This window comes from Bradyrhizobium altum (assembly GCF_020889705.1).
In the GTDB taxonomy this organism is placed as follows: Bacteria; Pseudomonadota; Alphaproteobacteria; order Rhizobiales; family Xanthobacteraceae; genus Bradyrhizobium; species Bradyrhizobium altum.
The window spans coordinates 17,203-34,400 of sequence record NZ_JACMYP010000031.1 but is presented as its reverse complement, the minus strand read 5'-3'; the positions used below and the strand labels follow the sequence as shown (position 1 = coordinate 34,400).

Sequence of the window (17,198 nt, the reverse complement as noted above, 5' to 3'; positions counted from 1 at the left end):
CCCGTGGGGCAAGCGACAAACTGGCGCAGTCCTTCAGGCCTTATTTTTTGAGCATGATCTTTTCGGAAAACCGCTTCGCACTTTTCCGGATCATGCTCTAGTTGAAGCTCAGCAGCTTGAAGAGCGGTGTCAGGTAGGACATTTCCTGGCCCGACGTCGGCGTGGTCCGGCTGACGAAGTCGAAGATCTTGCCGTCCTTCAGGCCATAATTGGCGAGCCGGCGCACCTGGCGGTTCTTGTCGAAATAGACCGCGATGACGCGCTGGTCGACCACGCGCTGGTTCATGAAGGCAACCGGCCGCGAGGTCCGCTGCGAGATGTAGTAAAACACCTCGCCGTCGAGTGTTGCGACCGTCGAGGGCGTGCCGAGCACGATCAGCACCTGATCCTGGCTCGCGCCGATCGGAATCTGCTCGAGCGCTCCGTCGGGCAGGATGTAGCCCTTCTGAAATTGCTCGCCGGCGCAGCCGCCGAGCGCGGCGGCACAGAACAGACCAACGACCGCGATGGCGCGGAAGCGCGTGAAGAACCCGCGCGCGGAAGCCGTGCGAGACTGTCTTGGAAGAGTGTGGTTCATCGGCGGAACTGATCCGTCCCCTTGCATCGGCCGGAGCATTGACGTACCGGGCAGCTCAATGGATTGCAATCATGCCGAGCTCCAATGGGCGAACCCTCAACAGGCGTCCTTTGGGGGGCCGGCAGCCGGAACCCGCTATGCTTTGGCCGTTCAATCACTTCAGAAGACCCCGGGTGCCCGCGCGCAGCACCATTGAGACCATCTATGGCATGATCGTGACGCAGGCGCGAGAACCGTTGTTTTACCGTGACTTGGGCGTTCCGGACACGGTTAACGGCCGTTTTGACCTGCTTCTGATGCATCTGTGGCTGGTACTGTGGCGATTGAAATCCGCGGAAGGCGGCGTCAGGCTGTCGCAGGCCCTGTTCGATCATTTCTGCATCGACATGGACGACAATCTCAGGGAAATGGGCGTCGGCGACCTCACGGTGCCGAAGCGGATGCAGGCGTTCGGCGAGGCCTTCTACGGCCGCACCGCGGCCTATGATCTGGCGCTGACCGACGGCGACGAGGCCCTGGCTCAGTCGCTCTGCAAGAACATCCTCAATGGTCAGAACATCGACAAGGCCCGCGAACTGGCCGTCTATGCCAGAGAGGCGATGGCGGTGTTGGCGCGCGCGGACCTCGCGGCGCTGACCCAGGGGGCATGGCGCTTCCCGGCGCCGCAAGCTGCGAGGACCACGGCATGAGCGGCGGCAGCACAGGACGGCCCGATGCCGCGCGGGACCCTTGGCGCGTTCTCGTCAACGTCGCGCAGATCCCGGATACCGGGCTGCATCGCGAGATCGTGGCCGACGAGGCGACGCGCAAGGCGATCGCCGAGGTCGGCGAGTTGCGCGAGGTCGTCTCCGCGCGGGCGGCGTTCGATCTGCAGCCCAAGCGCGACGGCAGCTGCCACGTCACCGGCCGGGTTTGGGCCAGGGTCGGGCAGACCTGCGTGGTGACGCTCGATCCGATCGAGAACGAGATCGACGAGCCGATCGACGTGTTGTTCGCGCCGCCCGAGCAGATCCCGGAGATGGCCGACCTCGTCGACGACGAGCAGGGCGATGAGGAGACCCCGGATCCGCCGGAGCCGATCGTCGGCGGCTTCATCGACATCGGCCGGCTCGCCACCGATGCGCTGTTTCTCGGCGTAGACCCTTATCCGCGCAAGGCGGATGCGGTCTTTGAACAAGAGGTTGAAGCGCCTGATCCGGAAAATCATCCCTTCGCCGCGCTCAAGGCGCTGAAGGAAAAGGCTGACGGCAAGAAGCCCAAGGGAAGTTGAGGGGAGCTGACGGAACTTGAGGGCAGCCAGCTCCAACATTTGAGGGGATGGCTTGCCTGCAGGCCTGCGCGAGGGGTATTCCCGGTTACTTCAAGTATGCGTCATAATAGTTTGAAATATCATGTATTTCTGGTATGTCTTGATGTGTTGCGTGACGGTTCGGCGCCTCGCTTCTTTGTGGTCAAGAGGTTGTGTCGGACCGCGGACACGCTATTGTCGCGGCCCGGCGTTTCGCCGCGCGCCGTTGACGGCGGTGACTTCAAGCTCGCGGTCTTCATCTGAAGGGCTGTGGGAGAGCAGGCTTCCGGGACGTTCATGCCTCATAAGGTTCGAATCGCGCTTGACGCCATGGGGGGCGATGTCGGCGCATCGGTGGTCATTCCCGGCGCCGCGATCTCGTTGAGCCGTCATCCCGACAGCGAATTCCTGCTGGTCGGAGACCGGGCCCAGATCGAGCCGGAGCTTGCGAAACATCCTGCGCTGAAGGCGGTATCGAAGGTGATCCATACCGACGTCGCGGTGAAGAATGACGAGAAGCCGAGCCAGGCGCTGCGGCGGACCCGCAGGGCGTCGTCAATGTGGCTGGCGATCGATGCGGTGAAGCACGGCGAGGCCGACGTTGCGGTCTCCGCCGGCAACTCAGGCGCGCTGATGGCGATGGGCAGTATCAATCTGCGGACGTTGCCGGGCGTCGACCGCCCGGCGCTCGCTGCGGCGTGGCCGACGCTGCGAGGCGATTCGGTGGTGCTCGATCTCGGAGCCTCGATCGGCGGCGACGCCCGCCATCTGGCGACGCTCGCGGTGATGGGCAGCGCGATGGCGAGCGTGCTGTTCAACCTCGAACGGCCGACCGTCGGCCTGCTCAATATCGGGTCCGAGGAAATCAAGGGTCACGGGGAAATCCGCGAGGCCGCCGAGATGCTGCGCGCGATGAACGCGCCCCAGTTCAACTATATCGGCTTTGTCGAGGGCGATGCGATCGGCAAGGGGCTCGCCGACGTGATCGTGTCGGAAGGCTTCAGCGGCAATATCGCGCTCAAGGCCGCCGAAGGCACCGCGCGCCAGATGTTCACGCTATTGCGCGAGGCGATGTCGTCGAGCTGGCTGGCGCGGATCGGCTATCTGTTTGCCCGCGGCGCGTTCCAGAAGCTGCGCGACAAGCTCGATCCCAACAAGTCGAATGGCGGTCTGCTGCTCGGCCTGAACGGCGTGGTGGTCAAGAGCCATGGCGGCATCAACGCGGAAGGCTTTGCCTATGCGGTGGATGTTGGCTATGAGATGGCCCACTACGATCTCCTCACCAAGATCAATCAGATGCTCAACCGCGATGGCGGCGCCCTGGTAAAGGCGCAGACCGCGCAGGAGGCTGTCTCGTGACTGCGATACGTTCGGTAGTGCTCGGCTGCGGCTCATATCTGCCGGAGCGGGTTTTGACCAATGCCGAACTGGCGAGCCGAATCGACACGTCCGATGACTGGATCGTGCAGCGCACCGGCATCAGCGAGCGGCACATCGCCGCCGATGACGAGTTCACCTCGCATCTCGCGATCAACGCGGCGCGCGCCGCGCTCGCCGATGCCAAGATCGACGCCCAGTCGATCGACCTGATTGTGCTGGCGACCTCGACGCCCGACAACACGTTTCCGGCGACCGCGGTCGCGGTCCAGCACGCGCTCGGCATCAACCACGGCGTCGCGTTTGATCTGCAGGCGGTGTGCTCCGGCTTCGTCTTTGCGCTGACCACCGCGGACAATTTCCTGCGCGCCGGGACCCACAAGCGGGCCTTGGTGATCGGCGCCGAAACCTTCTCGCGTATCCTCGACTGGAACGACCGCGGTACCTGCGTGCTGTTCGGCGATGGCGCCGGCGCGGTGGTGCTGGAAGCGCAGCAGCATTCCGGCACGACCGACGATCCCGGCGTGCTGACGACGCATCTGCGCTCGGACGGACGCCACAAGTCGAAGCTGTTCGTCGATGGCGGTCCCGGCTCGACCAAGACGGTCGGCCATCTCCGGATGGAAGGCCGCGAGGTATTCAAGCACGCCGTCGGCATGATCACCGATGTGATCGTCGACGCGTTCAACGCCACCGGCTTTACCGCCGACGACATCAACTGGTTCATTCCGCACCAGGCCAACAAGCGAATCATCGATGCCTCGGCCCACAAGCTGCATATTGCGCCGCAGAAGGTGGTCTTGACAGTCGACAAGCACGGCAACACCTCGGCGGCCTCGATCCCGCTCGCGCTATCGGTTGCCGTGAGGGACGGGCGCGTCAAGAAGGGCGATCTGGTGCTGTTCGAGGCGATGGGCGGCGGCTTCACCTGGGGTTCGGCGCTCGTGCGCTGGTAGCGCATCGCCAAAGAGTATCGGCAGGTTGCCGGCATCTTTCCAGCGCCGGATGCTGGTCGCTGTTGACCATTGCGCGCTAAGCTTTTAATTTCAGTCAAGAAATTGTTCGCCGAGAGTGCGGGGCAGGCGATGACCACGGGAACCGGAAAAACAGTGACGCGCGTCGATTTGTGTGAGGCGGTCTACCAAAAGGTAGGTCTGTCGCGCACGGAATCGTCGGCGTTTGTCGAGTTGGTGCTGAAGGAGATCACCGATTGCCTGGAAAAGGGCGAGACGGTGAAGTTGTCCTCATTCGGCTCCTTCATGGTGCGCAAGAAGGGCCAGCGTATCGGGCGCAATCCAAAGACCGGCACCGAGGTGCCGATCTCGCCGCGGCGGGTGATGGTGTTCAAGCCGTCGGCGATCCTGAAGCAGCGGATCAATGGCCATGCCGTCACCAATGGCGACGGCAGCAAGGCCGACTAGGGCGTTTTCAAGCGAAGTGGATAACCCGGTTCGCGTGAAGAAGACGCGCCAAAACCAGAATCCGGAGCCCCGTTTCGATCGGAACGGAACGGGCTCCAGGCATTGAAGCCAGAGGAGCGGGCATTTGGACAAGGCGCCGGATGCGTTCCGTACCATCAGCGAAGTCGCAGATGAGCTCGATATTCCCCAGCATGTGCTGAGATTCTGGGAAACGCGCTTCGCGCAGATCAAGCCGATGAAGCGCAGCGGCGGACGCCGCTATTATCGCCCCGACGACGTCGACCTGCTCAAGGGCATCCGCCGGCTGCTCTACGGCGAGGGCTACACCATCCGCGGCGTGCAGCGGATCCTGAAAGAGCACGGCATCAAGTCGGTGCAGGGCATCGCCGACCAGACCGCTGCCGTCTCGTTCGGCGCGGTCGAGGAGGCGGTCGGCAACAGCATGGCCGAGCCCGAGGATCTCGAGAGCAATGACGGCCTCGATTTCGACGGCGAGGAGGGCGACGGCGATGAGGGGGGAATCGACTACCGATTCGTCGATCCCGACGTGGATCCGATCCTGTCGACCTACAAGGCGCACGCCCATCCGGGCAAGGCGTCGGCTGCGCCGCCGGTGCGCCCGACCGTTCCGCCAGTCGATCGGGAGCGGCTCGAACGCGTGCTGCAGGAGCTGGTCGCCTGCCGGCAGCTGATCGATGCGGCGATGAAGGACGGCTGAGCCCAGGAAGCTGCCATTGGGAACCGGGCCCGGATTGCAGCCCTTAAAGGGCCTGCTCCGCCTTGCGCGAACGCAGGATCGCAGCTAATGGAACGGCATCGGAGCGTGGCGCAGCCCGGTTAGCGCACTAGTCTGGGAGACTAGGGGTCGGAGGTTCAAATCCTCTCGCTCCGACCATTTTTCAAAGCATGCGATGTTTGAGAGCATTCGGGCGTCGTTTACGCCCCGATGCGGCAATCGTCAGGTCTCGAAATCCATCGCGGCGATCAGGCATGCCTTTTCCATGCGGTTGTTGAGCATCGCAAGCTTGGCCGTGAATTCAGCCAGTTCGGGCTCGCTGAATTCCTCGAACACGGTCTTCTTGAACGCCTTGTGCTGGTCGGCGAGGCCCGCCAGATGCTTTCGGGTCTTGTCGGTCAGCGACAGGCGGACCACGCGCGCATCGGCCGGGGAGGACGCGCGGCGCAGCAGCTCCTTCTGTTCGAGCAGCTTGGACTGCGTGGTCACGAACGACGGATCGACATGCAGCAGCTTCGACACCACGTTGATCGGCACGCCGTCATCCTTGTCGAGGTCCGAGATCGCGATCAGGATCATCCATTGCGGACCGCTGACGCCAAGCGCCTTGCCCCAGAGCTGGCGGACCCGTTCGAGATGCGAGTTGATGGACGAGATCTCGAGCGTAAAGCGTTTGATGATGTCGAGATTCTCGATGGCGCGCAGGCGCGCCTGATCCTTCCTGGTCACTGACACAGCTTCCCCTTCCCTACGTTGCCGACTCAGCTTTGTGCTGATTTATTTCTTGATTCCCGCGTCGGCGGACTTTTTTTCTAGTAAGTCGCTCAGGAAGGCAAGTGAACGTAAAGCAATTATGATGTGTATGTGACGGTTCGGCTATTTGGGGTGCGACAAATTTGCCCATGCAGGTAAGGGGCTTAAGTCGAGCGTTGCCGGCGAGACACAGTGTGGCCGCATTCGCATTCCTGACTTTATAAACTATTTTGATTGGGCAACTCGCCCATGCATATTGAACCCGGCGGTAGGGGAATCTCGATCGTCCCGTTGCGGTGATCGTTCAAGTCCGTCGCACACCACAGATTGATCTGAGGGTGCGGGGTTTGGGGAAAACGGTCTTGGACAATGCGGGAGGATCACGGGGCGCTCGCGACCCGGACTCTACGCATATGAGCAACTTGGAGGTTTAAAATGAAATTGGCAAAGAGCCTTATTCTGGGCTCGGCCGCTGCGCTGGTCGCGGTCGGCGGGGCACAGGCGGCCGATCTTCCCGTTAAGGCCAAAGCGGTCGAATACGTGAAGGTTTGCTCCCTTTATGGTCCGGGCTTCTACTACATCCCCGGCACCGACACCTGCATCAAGCTGGGCGGCTACGTACGCGCTGACTTGGTTATCAACGGCAACAGCGTCTACGGCCCGAACTACAACGGCGCCAGCGGTGCCAACAACCGCTTCACCAACGGCTACACCTGGCGTTCGCGTGAAGACTTGAACATCGACACCCGCACCGCGACCGAGTACGGCGTGGTCCGCACCTACTTCGATGCGGTGTTCACCTGGACCTCGGACAGCTACGGTCCGGGCGCTGCCGCCGGTTCGACGATCTACTCGCCGATCGGCACGGCATCTGCGCCGAACAACGCTAGTTCGGGCAACGTTGCGGCCGGTTCGGTCGGCGTCTACTACGCCTTCATCCAGTTCGCCGGCTTCACCATGGGTAAGGCGGTCTCGCAGTTCGCTGCTCCCTGGACCGCCTATCCGGGCAACAACTATGACGGTCTCGTCGGTGGCGTGAACACCACCAACGGCGTGAACCAGTTCACCTACACTGCGCAGTTCGGCAACGGCGTATCGTTGGCGCTGTCGGCGCAGGATCAGGTGGCGTACTCCCAGGCCGGCGTGAACAACCTCGGCGCTGGTGGTGCCTACGGCTCGAGCGACTTCGCCGGCACGATCGCGCCGGACTTCATCGCCGCGCTCAAGGTTGACCAGGCTTGGGGTATCTTCCAGGCGTCGGTCGCGGCGCATGACAATCACGCAGCCTACTACGGCGGCACCGAGTTGACCGGTCATCCGGACGACAAGTGGGGCTGGGCTGGTGCGCTGGCCCTGTCGATCAAGAACATCCCGACCGGACCCGGCGACACCATCAACATCCAGGGCGTCTACACCGACGGTGCGACCCGTTACAACATCCAAGACCTGGCCAGCCAGGTTGGCTCGATCGCCATCTACAGCGGTTCGAACCTCCCGGGTGCGTATGGCAGCGTCGGCTTCGGCACTGCGCCTGACACGGTGTTCGGCCCCGGCGGCCAGCAGCAGAGCATCAAGACCTGGGGTATGCGCGGTGCGTACACCCACAACTGGGATCCCTACTGGAATACCAGCATCTACGGGGCCTACGCTGCGATCATGTACAACGACACGGCCAAGTCGCTCATCTGCGGCGTTGGCGGCGTCGGTGGTACCTTCCGTGCCGCGTTCGCTGGCGGCGCTGGCGTGACCAGCTGCAACCCCGACTACAACATCGCGCAGATCGGCGTGATCACCCGTTGGACCCCGGTCAAGAACCTGACCTTCTCGGCCGACGTGACCTACTCGCATCTCGATCAGAAGTATGCCGGCACGATCACCACGGCCGCTGCCGCTGTCGGCAAGCCTTCGGCGATCTACGAGCTGAAGGATCAGGACACTGTCCAGATGCTCTTGCGCGCTCAGCGCAACTGGTAATACCGGTTGATCTGATCTCGATCTGACAGAACCCCGGCGGGCAACTGCCGGGGTTTTTTCTTCAACTGGAATAGGTAGCGGAAGATTGGCTGCGTCATTTCGGTCCAGGCGAACAACGAAGACGTGCCATGCGATTCATTCGCGGCAAATTTATTTACTTACCTGATCTACTAAACTATATACGTGGCAGCCAACACATTGAATGATGGCTCTTAGCTCATGCTAAGCCTCCCAAACCTCCGGCAATGCCCTGCCGGAGGTTTTTGATTCAAGGCACGGGTCGCCGCCGAAGATCGTGACGCGTGCGGCCGTCGCAGACAGCTGCTTCGCAAGCAGGGCTCACACCGTCTCGCCGATTCGACGCCGTCAAGATTTGACGGAATCGATCCGCAGTGCATTCTCGTCATTCATGGGACGCTTCAAGAACAGCCGCCTGGCTCGGATGAGCAGCGGCCATTACTGCTTGATCCGGGATCTCGGGCTGGTGAAGGGCGGCAAGGGATTGCGGCACCATGAGGTTGTCGTCGACTTCTCGTGGCGCGGCCTGCTCAAGCTCGTCTTGAGCGCTGGCACCGGCGTTCTGCGGCGGCGCGCTTCTGTGCGGATCGAGACAGCCGAATAGCGCGGAGCGGTCCCGCGCTCCGACCTGGCGTTCACAGGGTTCGCGGACAAGCGTTCGAGATCGAGCGACATCATCTCAGCATCTGAGAGCGTATGCGATGACGATGTATGTGCGACGCCGCTTGTGCGCTTGTCTGATCCGATCAGCGTGAGCTGTCGGCACAGGCGCCGTCGCACGGCCTCGGCGGTGTGACCGCGGTGGCAGCGGCCGCAGTGGAAATGCCGGCCGCGATCGCCATCAGCGTCGTTGCGACCGATCTGTTCAGGATCTGCACGATCATCGTCTCCGCTTTTTTGATATCGGATTGTTCGCTACGCGGAATGATTTCGTTACAGCGCCCACAGCCTTGATCTTCTGCTGGCGCGCCACACTTGCGCGTGATGGGCTGGCGCCGTTGCTGCGCGACAATTCGGTGATGTAGAGTGCCGCAGCCAAGCGGCCGGGACTGCGATCCGCACTCCAGCCGAAACCAAGAACAAGCAGGGCAAGAAGAATCAAGGAAGGAACGGATCTCAGATGAAGGATTTCGCCGGAAAGATTGCCGTCATCACGGGGGGCGGCACGGGCATGGGGCGCGAGCTGGCGCGGCAGCTTGTTGCTGAGGGATGCAATGTCGCGATGTGCGACGTCTCGATGGAAGCGATGGCCGAGACCAAGCGGTTGTGCGAGGTCGAGAAGCTGCCGCAGGGGCTGCGCATCACCACCCATGTGGCCGACGTCTCGATCGAGGATCACTACAAGCGTTTTCGCGACGAGCTGGTCGAGCAGCAGGCGACCGATAAGATCCATTTGCTGTTCAACAACGCCGGCATCGGCGGTGGCGGCAGCCTGTTCACCAACACGCGCGAGCAGTGGGAGCGCACCTTCAATATCTGCTGGGGCGGCGTCTATCTCGGCGTCCGCACCTTCCTGCCGCTGCTGGTGAAGGCCGACGAGGCGCACATCGTCAACACCTCGAGCGTCAACGGCTTCTGGGCGTCGGTCGGCATGGGCGTGTCGCACACCGCCTACAGCGCGGCGAAGTTCGCGGTGAAGGGATTCACCGAGGCGATGATCAACGATCTCCGGCTCAACGCGCCGCATGTCAAATGCTCGGTCGTGATGCCCGGTCACATCGGCACCTCGATCGTGTCGAACTCGCGCAAGGTGCAGAATGGCGCCGACCAGCTCAATCCCGACGAGCTCAAGCAGGTCCGGCAGCGTCTGCAAGGGCAGGGCATCGATGTTGCCAAGATGTCGGATGCCGACATCCAGCAGCTCGCGCTCGACCGTGCGCGCATCTTCCATGACGAGGCTCCGACCTCGGCGGCTGCCGCCGCCAAGATCATCCTCGACGGCGTGAAGGCCGATCGCTGGCGCATCCTGGTCGGCGACGATGCGCATCTGCTCGACGAGCGCGTGCGCAAGACCCCAGAGCAGGCCTACACGCCGGAGTTCTACCAAGGCATCGTGGCGGCGACCGGCTGGAAGGTCGGGTGATCAGCGGTCCGGTTCTGATGGATCAGAACCGGACCTGCTTCCCGTTTTGACGCGGTGTGCGTCGCGCGAAACGCTACCTGCGGACCGCGCGCTGGCGTGATCCCGCCTGATAAGCGAGGCGGTAATGCCCTGAGCAATAAGGCATGCCGCCGAGCGGCGTGTTGCCGCAAAAGCAGAAATCATCGGCGCCCGGCGTGCTGATCGGCCAGCGGCAACGTTGCTCGCTCAGCTCGAATAGCGAGCAGTTGTTGGCGCTGCCGATCGGCGCATCGTCGGGCTCTTGTTCGTAGACCGCCCGAAGCAACCGGAGCTGCTGCTTCGCGGTCGCCCGTTGCGCGGCGTGCGTGGTGGATTTCTTTCGCCTGGCCCGGCGTTCGTCCGGCGTCGTGCGCGTCAGGTTCAGCCGCGACAGCTTGCCGATCACCGCATTGCGGCTGACGCCGATATTGACGGCGATGTCGCGGCAGGAGAGGCCGGCTTCAAAGTAGATCTTGAGTTGGTCGACGCGCTCCGGCGTCCAGGTCGGTTGAAGAGTCGGTTCGATGGCAATCATCTGACGGTTCCACGTTCTGTGTTGAACCGCCGCGCCGGCACACGCTCCCTTAGTTCTTGAGCATGATCTTTTCGGAAAACCGGCTTCCACTTTTCCGGATCATGCTCTCAGGGCGTGCGTCCGTTGTCGCGGATTGCAAGCAACCCGTCCTTGATGGCGAGCCGAATGCCTTCCTCGATCAATGTCCGTGCGACGCCCGGGACGCTCGTGCCGTGGGTGCCCTGTCTCACCAGCTTCTCGAGGTAACCAATGGTCGAGAGCGCCAGCGTGACCGGGACGCGGTCGGTTTCGGCCTTTTCTGTAGCCATGAGAAAACGCTTAACCCTGAACGCTTGCACTGAAAAGTATCTATTTAGAGTCTATTTAGGAATGTGGCGGTCCGTCAAGCCGTCAACTGCGAAAGCGTATGCGCGCACCCGCGCGCGCCGGAAGCTGGTTCCAGCGCGCCGCTGCTGTCAAATTAGCTAGACAAATGAAAGTGCTAGGATCGTAACTCGACCTTGACCGGGAACTTCTTGAGAAGCCGCTCGGCTGTTTCGGCCTTGTCCGCAGGCGCGCTCACGCTCAGGTACAGCCCGCGGGACGGGTCAGTGATGGCATCGACACTGACCTCGCCGGACAAGCCTTCCCGTGTGAGCAGCTCGCGGGCGGCCTCGCCGGCGGCGATCTCGCGCAGCTTCGGCTTGAAGATTTTGCCGACCGGCGTGACCGGCATCTCCGCAATCACCGACACCACCCGCGGCCGTGCCGGCGGCTCCAGGATGTTGTCCTGCACGAAAGCAGCGAGCGCGTTCGGATCGATATGGGCGCCGGGCTGCGCCGAGACGAACAGCATCGGCACTTCGCCGGCATAGGTGTCGGGACGCCCGACGGCCGCGGCCAGCGCCACGCCCGGAAACGCCAGCGCGGCATCCTCGATCGCCCGCGGGTCGATGTTATGGCCGCCGCGGATGATGACGTCCTTGGCGCGGCCCAGGATGTAGACGAAGCCGTCGGCGTCGATCCGGCAGATGTCGCCGGTGCGCAGCCAACCGTCGCGGAACGCCTCTTCGGTCTGCTTCTTGTCGACGTAACCGGCGAACACCTGCGGGCCCCTGGTCAGGAGCTCACCGACCGGCGAGGGCCACGGCCCGGTGTGCAGCTTGCCGCCGTCGAGGATCGCGAGCTCGACCAGCGGATTGCGGGTGCCGACGCTCTCGGCGCGCGGCTTGACGCCGTGCACGTCGTGGGTGATGGCGCCGGCGAGCTCGGTCATGCCGTAGAGCTGCTGGATGCAGGCACCGCCCCAGGTCGCAAGATAACGCCGTTCGATTTCCGGCGGGCAGATCGAGGCGCCGGTGGCGGTGACGCGCAGGGTCGAGATGTCGCTGTCCGCGACCGGGATGTCGGCCAGCGCCCCGAGCGTGGTCGGCACGTTGCCGGAGATGTTGACCCGGTATTTCTCGACGATCTTCCAGAAATGCGTGATCAGCGACGGATCGCGTGCGCCGGCCGGGCCGGGGATGAAAATCGTCGTGCCGGCGGAAAGGCAATTGGCCGTCGTGCAGAACAGGCCTCCGACATGAAACAGCGGCATCGTGATCATCGCGCGCTCGCCGCGATGGAAGTCGAGCGCCATGCGCGAGGACACGGTGGAGGCGACCATCGCGCGGTTGGTGAGCCGCGCCACCTTGGGATGACCCGTTGTGCCGCCGGTCGGCAGCATCACCGCGACACGGTCTGCCTCGCTCGTGTCCTTCGACTTGCCGTAGTCGTCGCGCCACGCGGGATCAGGCCGCAGCACCTCGCCGTCGAACGCAATGCTGCCGTCGAGCGGCACGATCACGATGTGCCGCAGCGACGGCACCTCGCGCTGTAACCCTTCGACCCGCTCGTAGAGCCCGCCCGGCATGCCCGGTGGCGGCGTCAGCAACAGTTTTGCCTTGATGGCGTTGAGCTGGGCTACGATCGCCTCGCGTGTGAACAGCAAATTGAGCGGCTCGGCGACGCCACAGGCGGCTGCGCCGAAGATCGCGACCACGGTCGCGGGACACGCCGGGAGCAGGACGGCGACCGCATCGTCCTTGCCGATGCCCTGGCTGCGGAAATAGCTTTCGGCCGCCTTGATGCAGCCCATCAGATGATCGTTCGAGATCACGACCGGGTTGGGATCGAGCGGCGAACGCAGATAGATCGCGGCTTCGGCGTCCGGCGCGCCCTGCGGGCCGCGGGCAATGAGATCGAGGATGCGCGGGCAGGCGGCGAGCGTCTCCTGCATCTCCTTGTCGCGCGTAGCCTCGTCGGCCGGCGAAAGCCTGTCCTTCAGCATATCCGTCCCCGTCCATTTTTGTTCGTTGGGAGGGGGATTGTATCGAGCCGCACTTGCGGAACACAAGTGCGGCTTATCGACCGGCGGTCAGCCGTGAACCACCGATTTGGCGATCATGCAGTGAATGCCCTTGGAGCCGTTGACCGTCTGCGTCACGCGCAGGTCGGCGGCCAGGCTACACAGCGTGTAGGCGTCCTCGCGCGACAGATTGTGCTTCTCGCCGAGCAGCACGATCATGTCGCGCAGCGCCCGCACCACGCACTGGTCGAGATCGGGATCCATCGCCATGGTCATGTAATGGTCAGCGGTTTCGGCGCGCGGATAGGCGAGCGTGAGGTCCTTGCGCAGGGTCAGGCGGAAGCGGCCGGTGAGCGCGGTCTCGATCGCGGTGACGCAGACCTCACCGTCGCCCTGCACGCCATGGCCGTCGCCGCAGGAGAACAGCGCGCCCGATACGAACACCGGCAGATACAGCTTGGCGCCGGGCCCGAGCTCCTTGTTGTCGAGATTGCCGCCCATCGCGCGCGGGATCAGCGAGGAGATGCGGCCCCAGGCCGGTGGCGGCGACACGCCCATCACGCCGAAGAACGGTTTCAGCGGCAGGTCGAGCCCCCACGGCATGCGGCCGACCATGCGCGCGCGATCGAGCGGGATGTTGAGGATGCGGGTCTCGTGGAAGTCGTCGGGCAGGGTGCCGGACAGCGGCTTGATCAGATTGTAGCCCCAGTCCTGGCGGAGCTGGACGTCGAGAATATCGACCTCGAGCACGTCGCCGGGCTCGGCGCCGCTCACGGCGATCGGGCCGGTCAGGATGTGCCCGGGCACCATCCGCTCGCACTTCGCATGAATGTCGTCGAGCTCCGGCGGCACATAAAACTTGCCGCGGTCCGGCACCACGTCGGGGCCACCGCTGACGGTCTCGATCGTGACCTCGTCTCCGCTCGCGATGGTCAGGACCGGTTTCAGCTTTGCTTCGAAGAAGCCCCAATGGCAGGTTTCGGGACTGGATTTCAGATGATGATGGGTCATGTGACGGCTTTTGATTGCACTTCGGGCAGCGTATGACGCTGTAGCAGAACTTCGCAGAGGCTTCCCTTGTTTTTTGTGCTCTCCAAGACGCTCGGCATCATACTGCTGCCGATCAATTTCCTGATCGGGATCGGCGGGATCGGCGCCGTTCTGCTGCTGACACGGTTTGCCCGGCTCGGCCGCAGGTTGATGGTGGCGTCAGCGCTGCTGCTCGCGATCTGCAGCTTCTCGCCACTCGGCAATGTCCTGATCTCCGTCCTGGAGCAGCGCTTCCCGCCATGGGACGCTTCGCGCGGCGCGCCCGACGGCATCATCGTGCTCGGCGGCTCGATCGATGCCGATCTGTCGGTTGCGCATGGCACGCCGGTGGTGCGCACTGCGGCGGATCGTGTCATCGCGGCGGCGGCGCTCGCGCGCAGATATCCGAACGCGCGCCTCGTGTTCACCGGCGGCAGCGCGAACCTGATCTCGAACGACGCGCGCGAAGCCGACTACGCCGCCGAGATGTTCGAGAGCCTCGGCATTGCCAAATCGCGATTGACCATCGAGCGCCGCTCGCGCAACACGGTGGAGAACGCCGAGTTCTCCAAGGCGCTGGTTGATCCCAAGCCTGGTGAGCGCTGGCTGCTCGTGACGTCGGCCTATCACATGCCGCGGTCGGTCGGGCTGTTTCGCAAGGCGGGATTCAATGTCGAGGCCTATCCGGTCGACTGGCGGGTCGGCAATGTCGTGAGTTTCGCGACGCTTGCGATCGACGGCCTGTCGCGCACCGATCTCGGCACACGGGAGTGGATCGGGCTGGTTGCCTACCATCTGGCGGGCAAGACCGACGATTTGCTGCCGGGACCGGCCGCACGTTGAGCCGCACCACGAGCATGTCGCTTCCCTCCGCCAATCCGGCTAACATCAAATCAACAGGCGGCGCCAAGCCGCCGATCACGGGAGTTTTCGCCATGCAACAGCAGACACCGCCGGAACAGTTCGACCTCTCCGCAATCGTGGCCGACCTGAACAACCTGCTGCGGCTGAAGACCACGGTCATCGGCATCAAGATGTTCGCGCGGGTCGAGGAGATGGAGGCGATCCCGAAGATCCGCCGGCCGTCGGCGGTCCACACCACGGACCAGATCGTCAGCATGGCCTCGCGGCTCGGCTGGACCGTCGGCATCACCAGCGATGACCTGGTCGGCGCGCAATGCCGCGCGGTGATCGGGCTCGCGCCGCAGGACGAGAAGTGGCTTGCCGGCGAGAACTATGTCGGCGTCTGGCACGGCACGGCAGAAGACGCACGCAAGCGCCAGGAGGCGCTCGACGTGGTGCCTTACGGCCAATATCAGGCGATGGCTGTGAGCCCGCTGACCAGCGGACGCCTCAATCCGCCCGACATCTGCCTCGTCTATGCGACGCCGGGACAGATGATCATCCTGATCAACGGGCTGCAGTACACCGGCTACAAGAAGTTCGAGTGGGGCGTGGTCGGCGAAACCGCGTGCGCGGACTCGTGGGGCCGGGCGCTGAAGACCGGCGAGCCGAGCCTGTCGCTGCCGTGCTTCGCCGAGCGCCGCTATGGCGGCGTGCACGACGAGGAGATGCTGATGGCGCTGCCGCCGGCCTATCTGGTAAAGGCGATTGCGGGGATGAAGCAGCTCGCCAAGAACGGCCTGCGCTACCCGATCGCACCCTATGGCATCCAGGCCGACGTCCGCGCCGGCATGGGCGTGTCCTATGCCAAGAAATAGCCGCATCCTGCGTCATTGCGAGGAGTGAAGCGACGAATCAATCCATCGTACCGCGCGGTGATTATGGATTGCTTCGCTTCGCTCGCAATGACAAAACGGGGCAAATTTGCCTCTGGGAGCCTGATCCATGTCCTCGTCGAAACTCGACATCGTCGTCTATGGCGCGACCGGCTTCACCGGCCAGCTCGTCGCCGAGTATCTCGCGGCGCATTATCGGGACGGCAGCCTGAAATGGGCAATGGCCGGGCGCAGCAAGGACAAGCTCGCCTCGGTTCGTGACGCGATCAGTGCGCCCGCCGACACGCCGCTGATCGTTGCCGATGCCAGCGACGCCGCATCGCTGAAGGCGATGCTGGCGCAGACCAAGTCTGTCATCTCGACGGTCGGTCCGTATCAGCTCTACGGCAATGAGCTGATCGCGGCCTGCGTGGACAGCGGCACCGACTATTTTGATCTTTGCGGCGAGCCGGTCTGGATGCGGCAGATGATCGACAAGCACGAGGCCGCCGCAAAGGCCAGCGGTGCGCGCATCGTGTTCTCCTGCGGCTTCGACTCGGTGCCGTTCGAACTCGGCGCCTTCTTCGTCCAGGAGGAAGCCAAGCGGGTATTCGGTGCGCCGGCGCAGCGCGTCAAGGGCCGCGTGCGCGACATGCGCGGCACGCTGTCCGGCGGCACGGCCGCGAGCGCCAAGGCCACCTTCGATGCGGTCGCCAAGGATCTGAGCCTGGTTGCGATCCTCAACAACCCGTTTGCATTGACGCCGGGCTTCGAGGGCCCGAAGCAGCCGCGCGGCAGCAAGCCGGCCTATGAGGACGACCTGCACTCATGGGCCGCGCCGTTCATGATGGCGCTGATCAACACGCGCAACGTCCATCGCTCCAACATGCTGATGGGCTTTCCCTACGGCAAGGAGTTCGTCTACGACGAGATGGTTCTGACCGGTCCCGGCGAGAAGGGCGAAGCCAACGCCAAGCGGGTGATGGCGCTGAATTCGGAGAAGACCGGGCCCAGCGCGCCGAAGCCGGGCGAGGGACCGTCGAAGGAGGAGCGCGAGAACGGCCGCTACGATCTGCTCTATCTCGCGGTTGCGCCCGACGGCCGCATGGTCCGCGCCGGCATCAAGGGTGATCGCGACCCCGGCTACGGTTCGACCTCGAAGATGATCTCGGAATGCGCGATCTGCCTGTTGCGCGATACGCCCGACGTCGCCGCCGGTTTCTGGACGCCGGGAGCGGCGATGCAGCACAAGCTGATCAAGCGCCTGGTCGATCACGCCGGGCTGACGTTTGAAGTCGAGAAGTAAGTTTCTCGTAACAACGCTCGCTGTCATCGCCCGGCTCGA

At 63.5% G+C, this 17,198-nt stretch carries 19 protein-coding genes and 1 tRNA gene; 13 read left to right on the top strand and 7 right to left on the bottom strand.

Annotation, left to right across the window (positions count from 1 at the left end; genetic code table 11):
- Positions 1-97: 97 nt before the first annotated feature.
- Positions 98-577, bottom strand: a complete 480-nt coding sequence (locus H8B02_RS11460) for an outer membrane protein assembly factor BamE (RefSeq protein ID WP_229166332.1) — start codon at positions 575-577, stop codon at positions 98-100.
- Between the two features lie 137 nt (positions 578-714).
- Between H8B02_RS11460 and H8B02_RS11455 the strand changes: the two genes are divergently transcribed.
- The 7 genes from H8B02_RS11455 to H8B02_RS11425 all read left to right on the top strand — a co-directional run bounded on the left by H8B02_RS11455 (position 715) and on the right by H8B02_RS11425 (position 5,558).
- Positions 715-1,266 carry a ubiquinol-cytochrome C chaperone family protein gene (locus H8B02_RS11455; protein WP_229166348.1) on the top strand — a complete coding sequence of 184 codons (552 nt, stop codon included), beginning with the start codon at positions 715-717 and terminating at the stop codon, positions 1,264-1,266.
- A complete protein-coding gene (locus tag H8B02_RS11450) occupies positions 1,263-1,847 on the top strand; it encodes a YceD family protein (RefSeq protein ID WP_229166331.1) in 585 nt (194 codons plus the stop codon). The genes H8B02_RS11455 and H8B02_RS11450 overlap by 4 nt, the downstream gene beginning before the upstream one ends.
- Before the next feature lie 315 nt (positions 1,848-2,162).
- Positions 2,163-3,224, top strand: a complete 1,062-nt coding sequence (gene plsX, locus H8B02_RS11445) for a phosphate acyltransferase PlsX (protein ID WP_092114721.1) — start codon at positions 2,163-2,165, stop codon at positions 3,222-3,224.
- A complete protein-coding gene (locus H8B02_RS11440) occupies positions 3,221-4,198 on the top strand; it encodes a beta-ketoacyl-ACP synthase III (protein ID WP_229166330.1) in 978 nt (325 codons plus the stop codon). The genes plsX and H8B02_RS11440 overlap by 4 nt, the downstream gene beginning before the upstream one ends.
- A 129-nt stretch (positions 4,199-4,327) precedes the next feature.
- Positions 4,328-4,663, top strand: a complete 336-nt coding sequence (locus H8B02_RS11435) for an integration host factor subunit alpha (RefSeq protein ID WP_021079083.1) — start codon at positions 4,328-4,330, stop codon at positions 4,661-4,663.
- A 124-nt stretch (positions 4,664-4,787) separates the two neighbouring features.
- Positions 4,788-5,381, top strand: coding sequence for a MerR family transcriptional regulator (locus H8B02_RS11430; protein ID WP_229166329.1), 594 nt, complete (start codon positions 4,788-4,790; stop codon positions 5,379-5,381).
- 99 nt (positions 5,382-5,480) lie between these two features.
- Positions 5,481-5,558, top strand: a tRNA-Pro gene (locus H8B02_RS11425).
- Positions 5,559-5,621: 63 nt separating this feature from the next.
- Here H8B02_RS11425 and H8B02_RS11420 read toward each other — a convergent pair.
- Entirely contained in the window at positions 5,622-6,134 is a 513-nt protein-coding gene (locus H8B02_RS11420; RefSeq protein WP_171947606.1) for a MarR family winged helix-turn-helix transcriptional regulator, read from the bottom strand.
- A 453-nt stretch (positions 6,135-6,587) separates the two neighbouring features.
- Between H8B02_RS11420 and H8B02_RS11415 the strand changes: the two genes are divergently transcribed.
- Positions 6,588-8,126, top strand: coding sequence for a porin (locus H8B02_RS11415; protein ID WP_229166328.1), 1,539 nt, complete (start codon positions 6,588-6,590; stop codon positions 8,124-8,126).
- Positions 8,127-8,568: 442 nt separating this feature from the next.
- Positions 8,569-8,748, top strand: coding sequence for a hypothetical protein (locus tag H8B02_RS11410; RefSeq protein WP_229166347.1), 180 nt, complete (start codon positions 8,569-8,571; stop codon positions 8,746-8,748).
- Positions 8,749-8,890: 142 nt separating this feature from the next.
- Here the strand turns inward: H8B02_RS11410 and H8B02_RS47995 are convergent, their stop codons facing one another.
- The gene (locus tag H8B02_RS47995; protein WP_283842176.1) at positions 8,891-9,022 is read right to left on the bottom strand and encodes a hypothetical protein; all 132 of its coding nucleotides are present in this window, start codon (positions 9,020-9,022) and stop codon (positions 8,891-8,893) included.
- A gap of 242 nt (positions 9,023-9,264) precedes the next feature.
- Between H8B02_RS47995 and H8B02_RS11405 the strand changes: the two genes are divergently transcribed.
- Positions 9,265-10,227 carry an SDR family oxidoreductase gene (locus H8B02_RS11405; RefSeq protein WP_229166327.1) on the top strand — a complete coding sequence of 321 codons (963 nt, stop codon included), beginning with the start codon at positions 9,265-9,267 and terminating at the stop codon, positions 10,225-10,227.
- Between the two features lie 73 nt (positions 10,228-10,300).
- On the opposite strand, the gene H8B02_RS11400 is transcribed toward H8B02_RS11405, so the two are convergent.
- From H8B02_RS11400 to H8B02_RS11385, 4 genes are all read right to left on the bottom strand, one after another.
- A complete protein-coding gene (locus H8B02_RS11400; RefSeq protein WP_229166346.1) occupies positions 10,301-10,780 on the bottom strand; it encodes a GcrA family cell cycle regulator in 480 nt (159 codons plus the stop codon).
- A gap of 107 nt (positions 10,781-10,887) precedes the next feature.
- The gene (locus H8B02_RS11395; protein ID WP_016844973.1) at positions 10,888-11,088 is read right to left on the bottom strand and encodes a hypothetical protein; all 201 of its coding nucleotides are present in this window, start codon (positions 11,086-11,088) and stop codon (positions 10,888-10,890) included.
- Positions 11,089-11,261: 173 nt separating this feature from the next.
- Positions 11,262-13,088, bottom strand: coding sequence for an AMP-binding protein (locus H8B02_RS11390; RefSeq protein WP_229166326.1), 1,827 nt, complete (start codon positions 13,086-13,088; stop codon positions 11,262-11,264).
- An 87-nt stretch (positions 13,089-13,175) separates the two neighbouring features.
- Complete coding sequence (locus H8B02_RS11385; protein WP_229166325.1) at positions 13,176-14,117, bottom strand: acetamidase/formamidase family protein; 942 nt, start codon at positions 14,115-14,117, stop codon at positions 13,176-13,178.
- A 66-nt stretch (positions 14,118-14,183) separates the two neighbouring features.
- Between H8B02_RS11385 and H8B02_RS11380 the strand changes: the two genes are divergently transcribed.
- The 3 genes from H8B02_RS11380 to H8B02_RS11370 all read left to right on the top strand — a co-directional run bounded on the left by H8B02_RS11380 (position 14,184) and on the right by H8B02_RS11370 (position 17,159).
- Entirely contained in the window at positions 14,184-14,978 is a 795-nt protein-coding gene (locus H8B02_RS11380; RefSeq protein ID WP_229166324.1) for a YdcF family protein, read from the top strand.
- 92 nt (positions 14,979-15,070) lie between these two features.
- Positions 15,071-15,856 (top strand): DUF169 domain-containing protein, encoded by a 786-nt coding sequence (locus tag H8B02_RS11375; RefSeq protein ID WP_229166323.1) that lies wholly within the window; start codon positions 15,071-15,073, stop codon positions 15,854-15,856.
- Positions 15,857-15,983: 127 nt separating this feature from the next.
- Positions 15,984-17,159, top strand: a complete 1,176-nt coding sequence (locus H8B02_RS11370; protein ID WP_229166322.1) for a saccharopine dehydrogenase family protein — start codon at positions 15,984-15,986, stop codon at positions 17,157-17,159.
- The last annotated feature ends 39 nt before the right edge of the window (positions 17,160-17,198 follow it).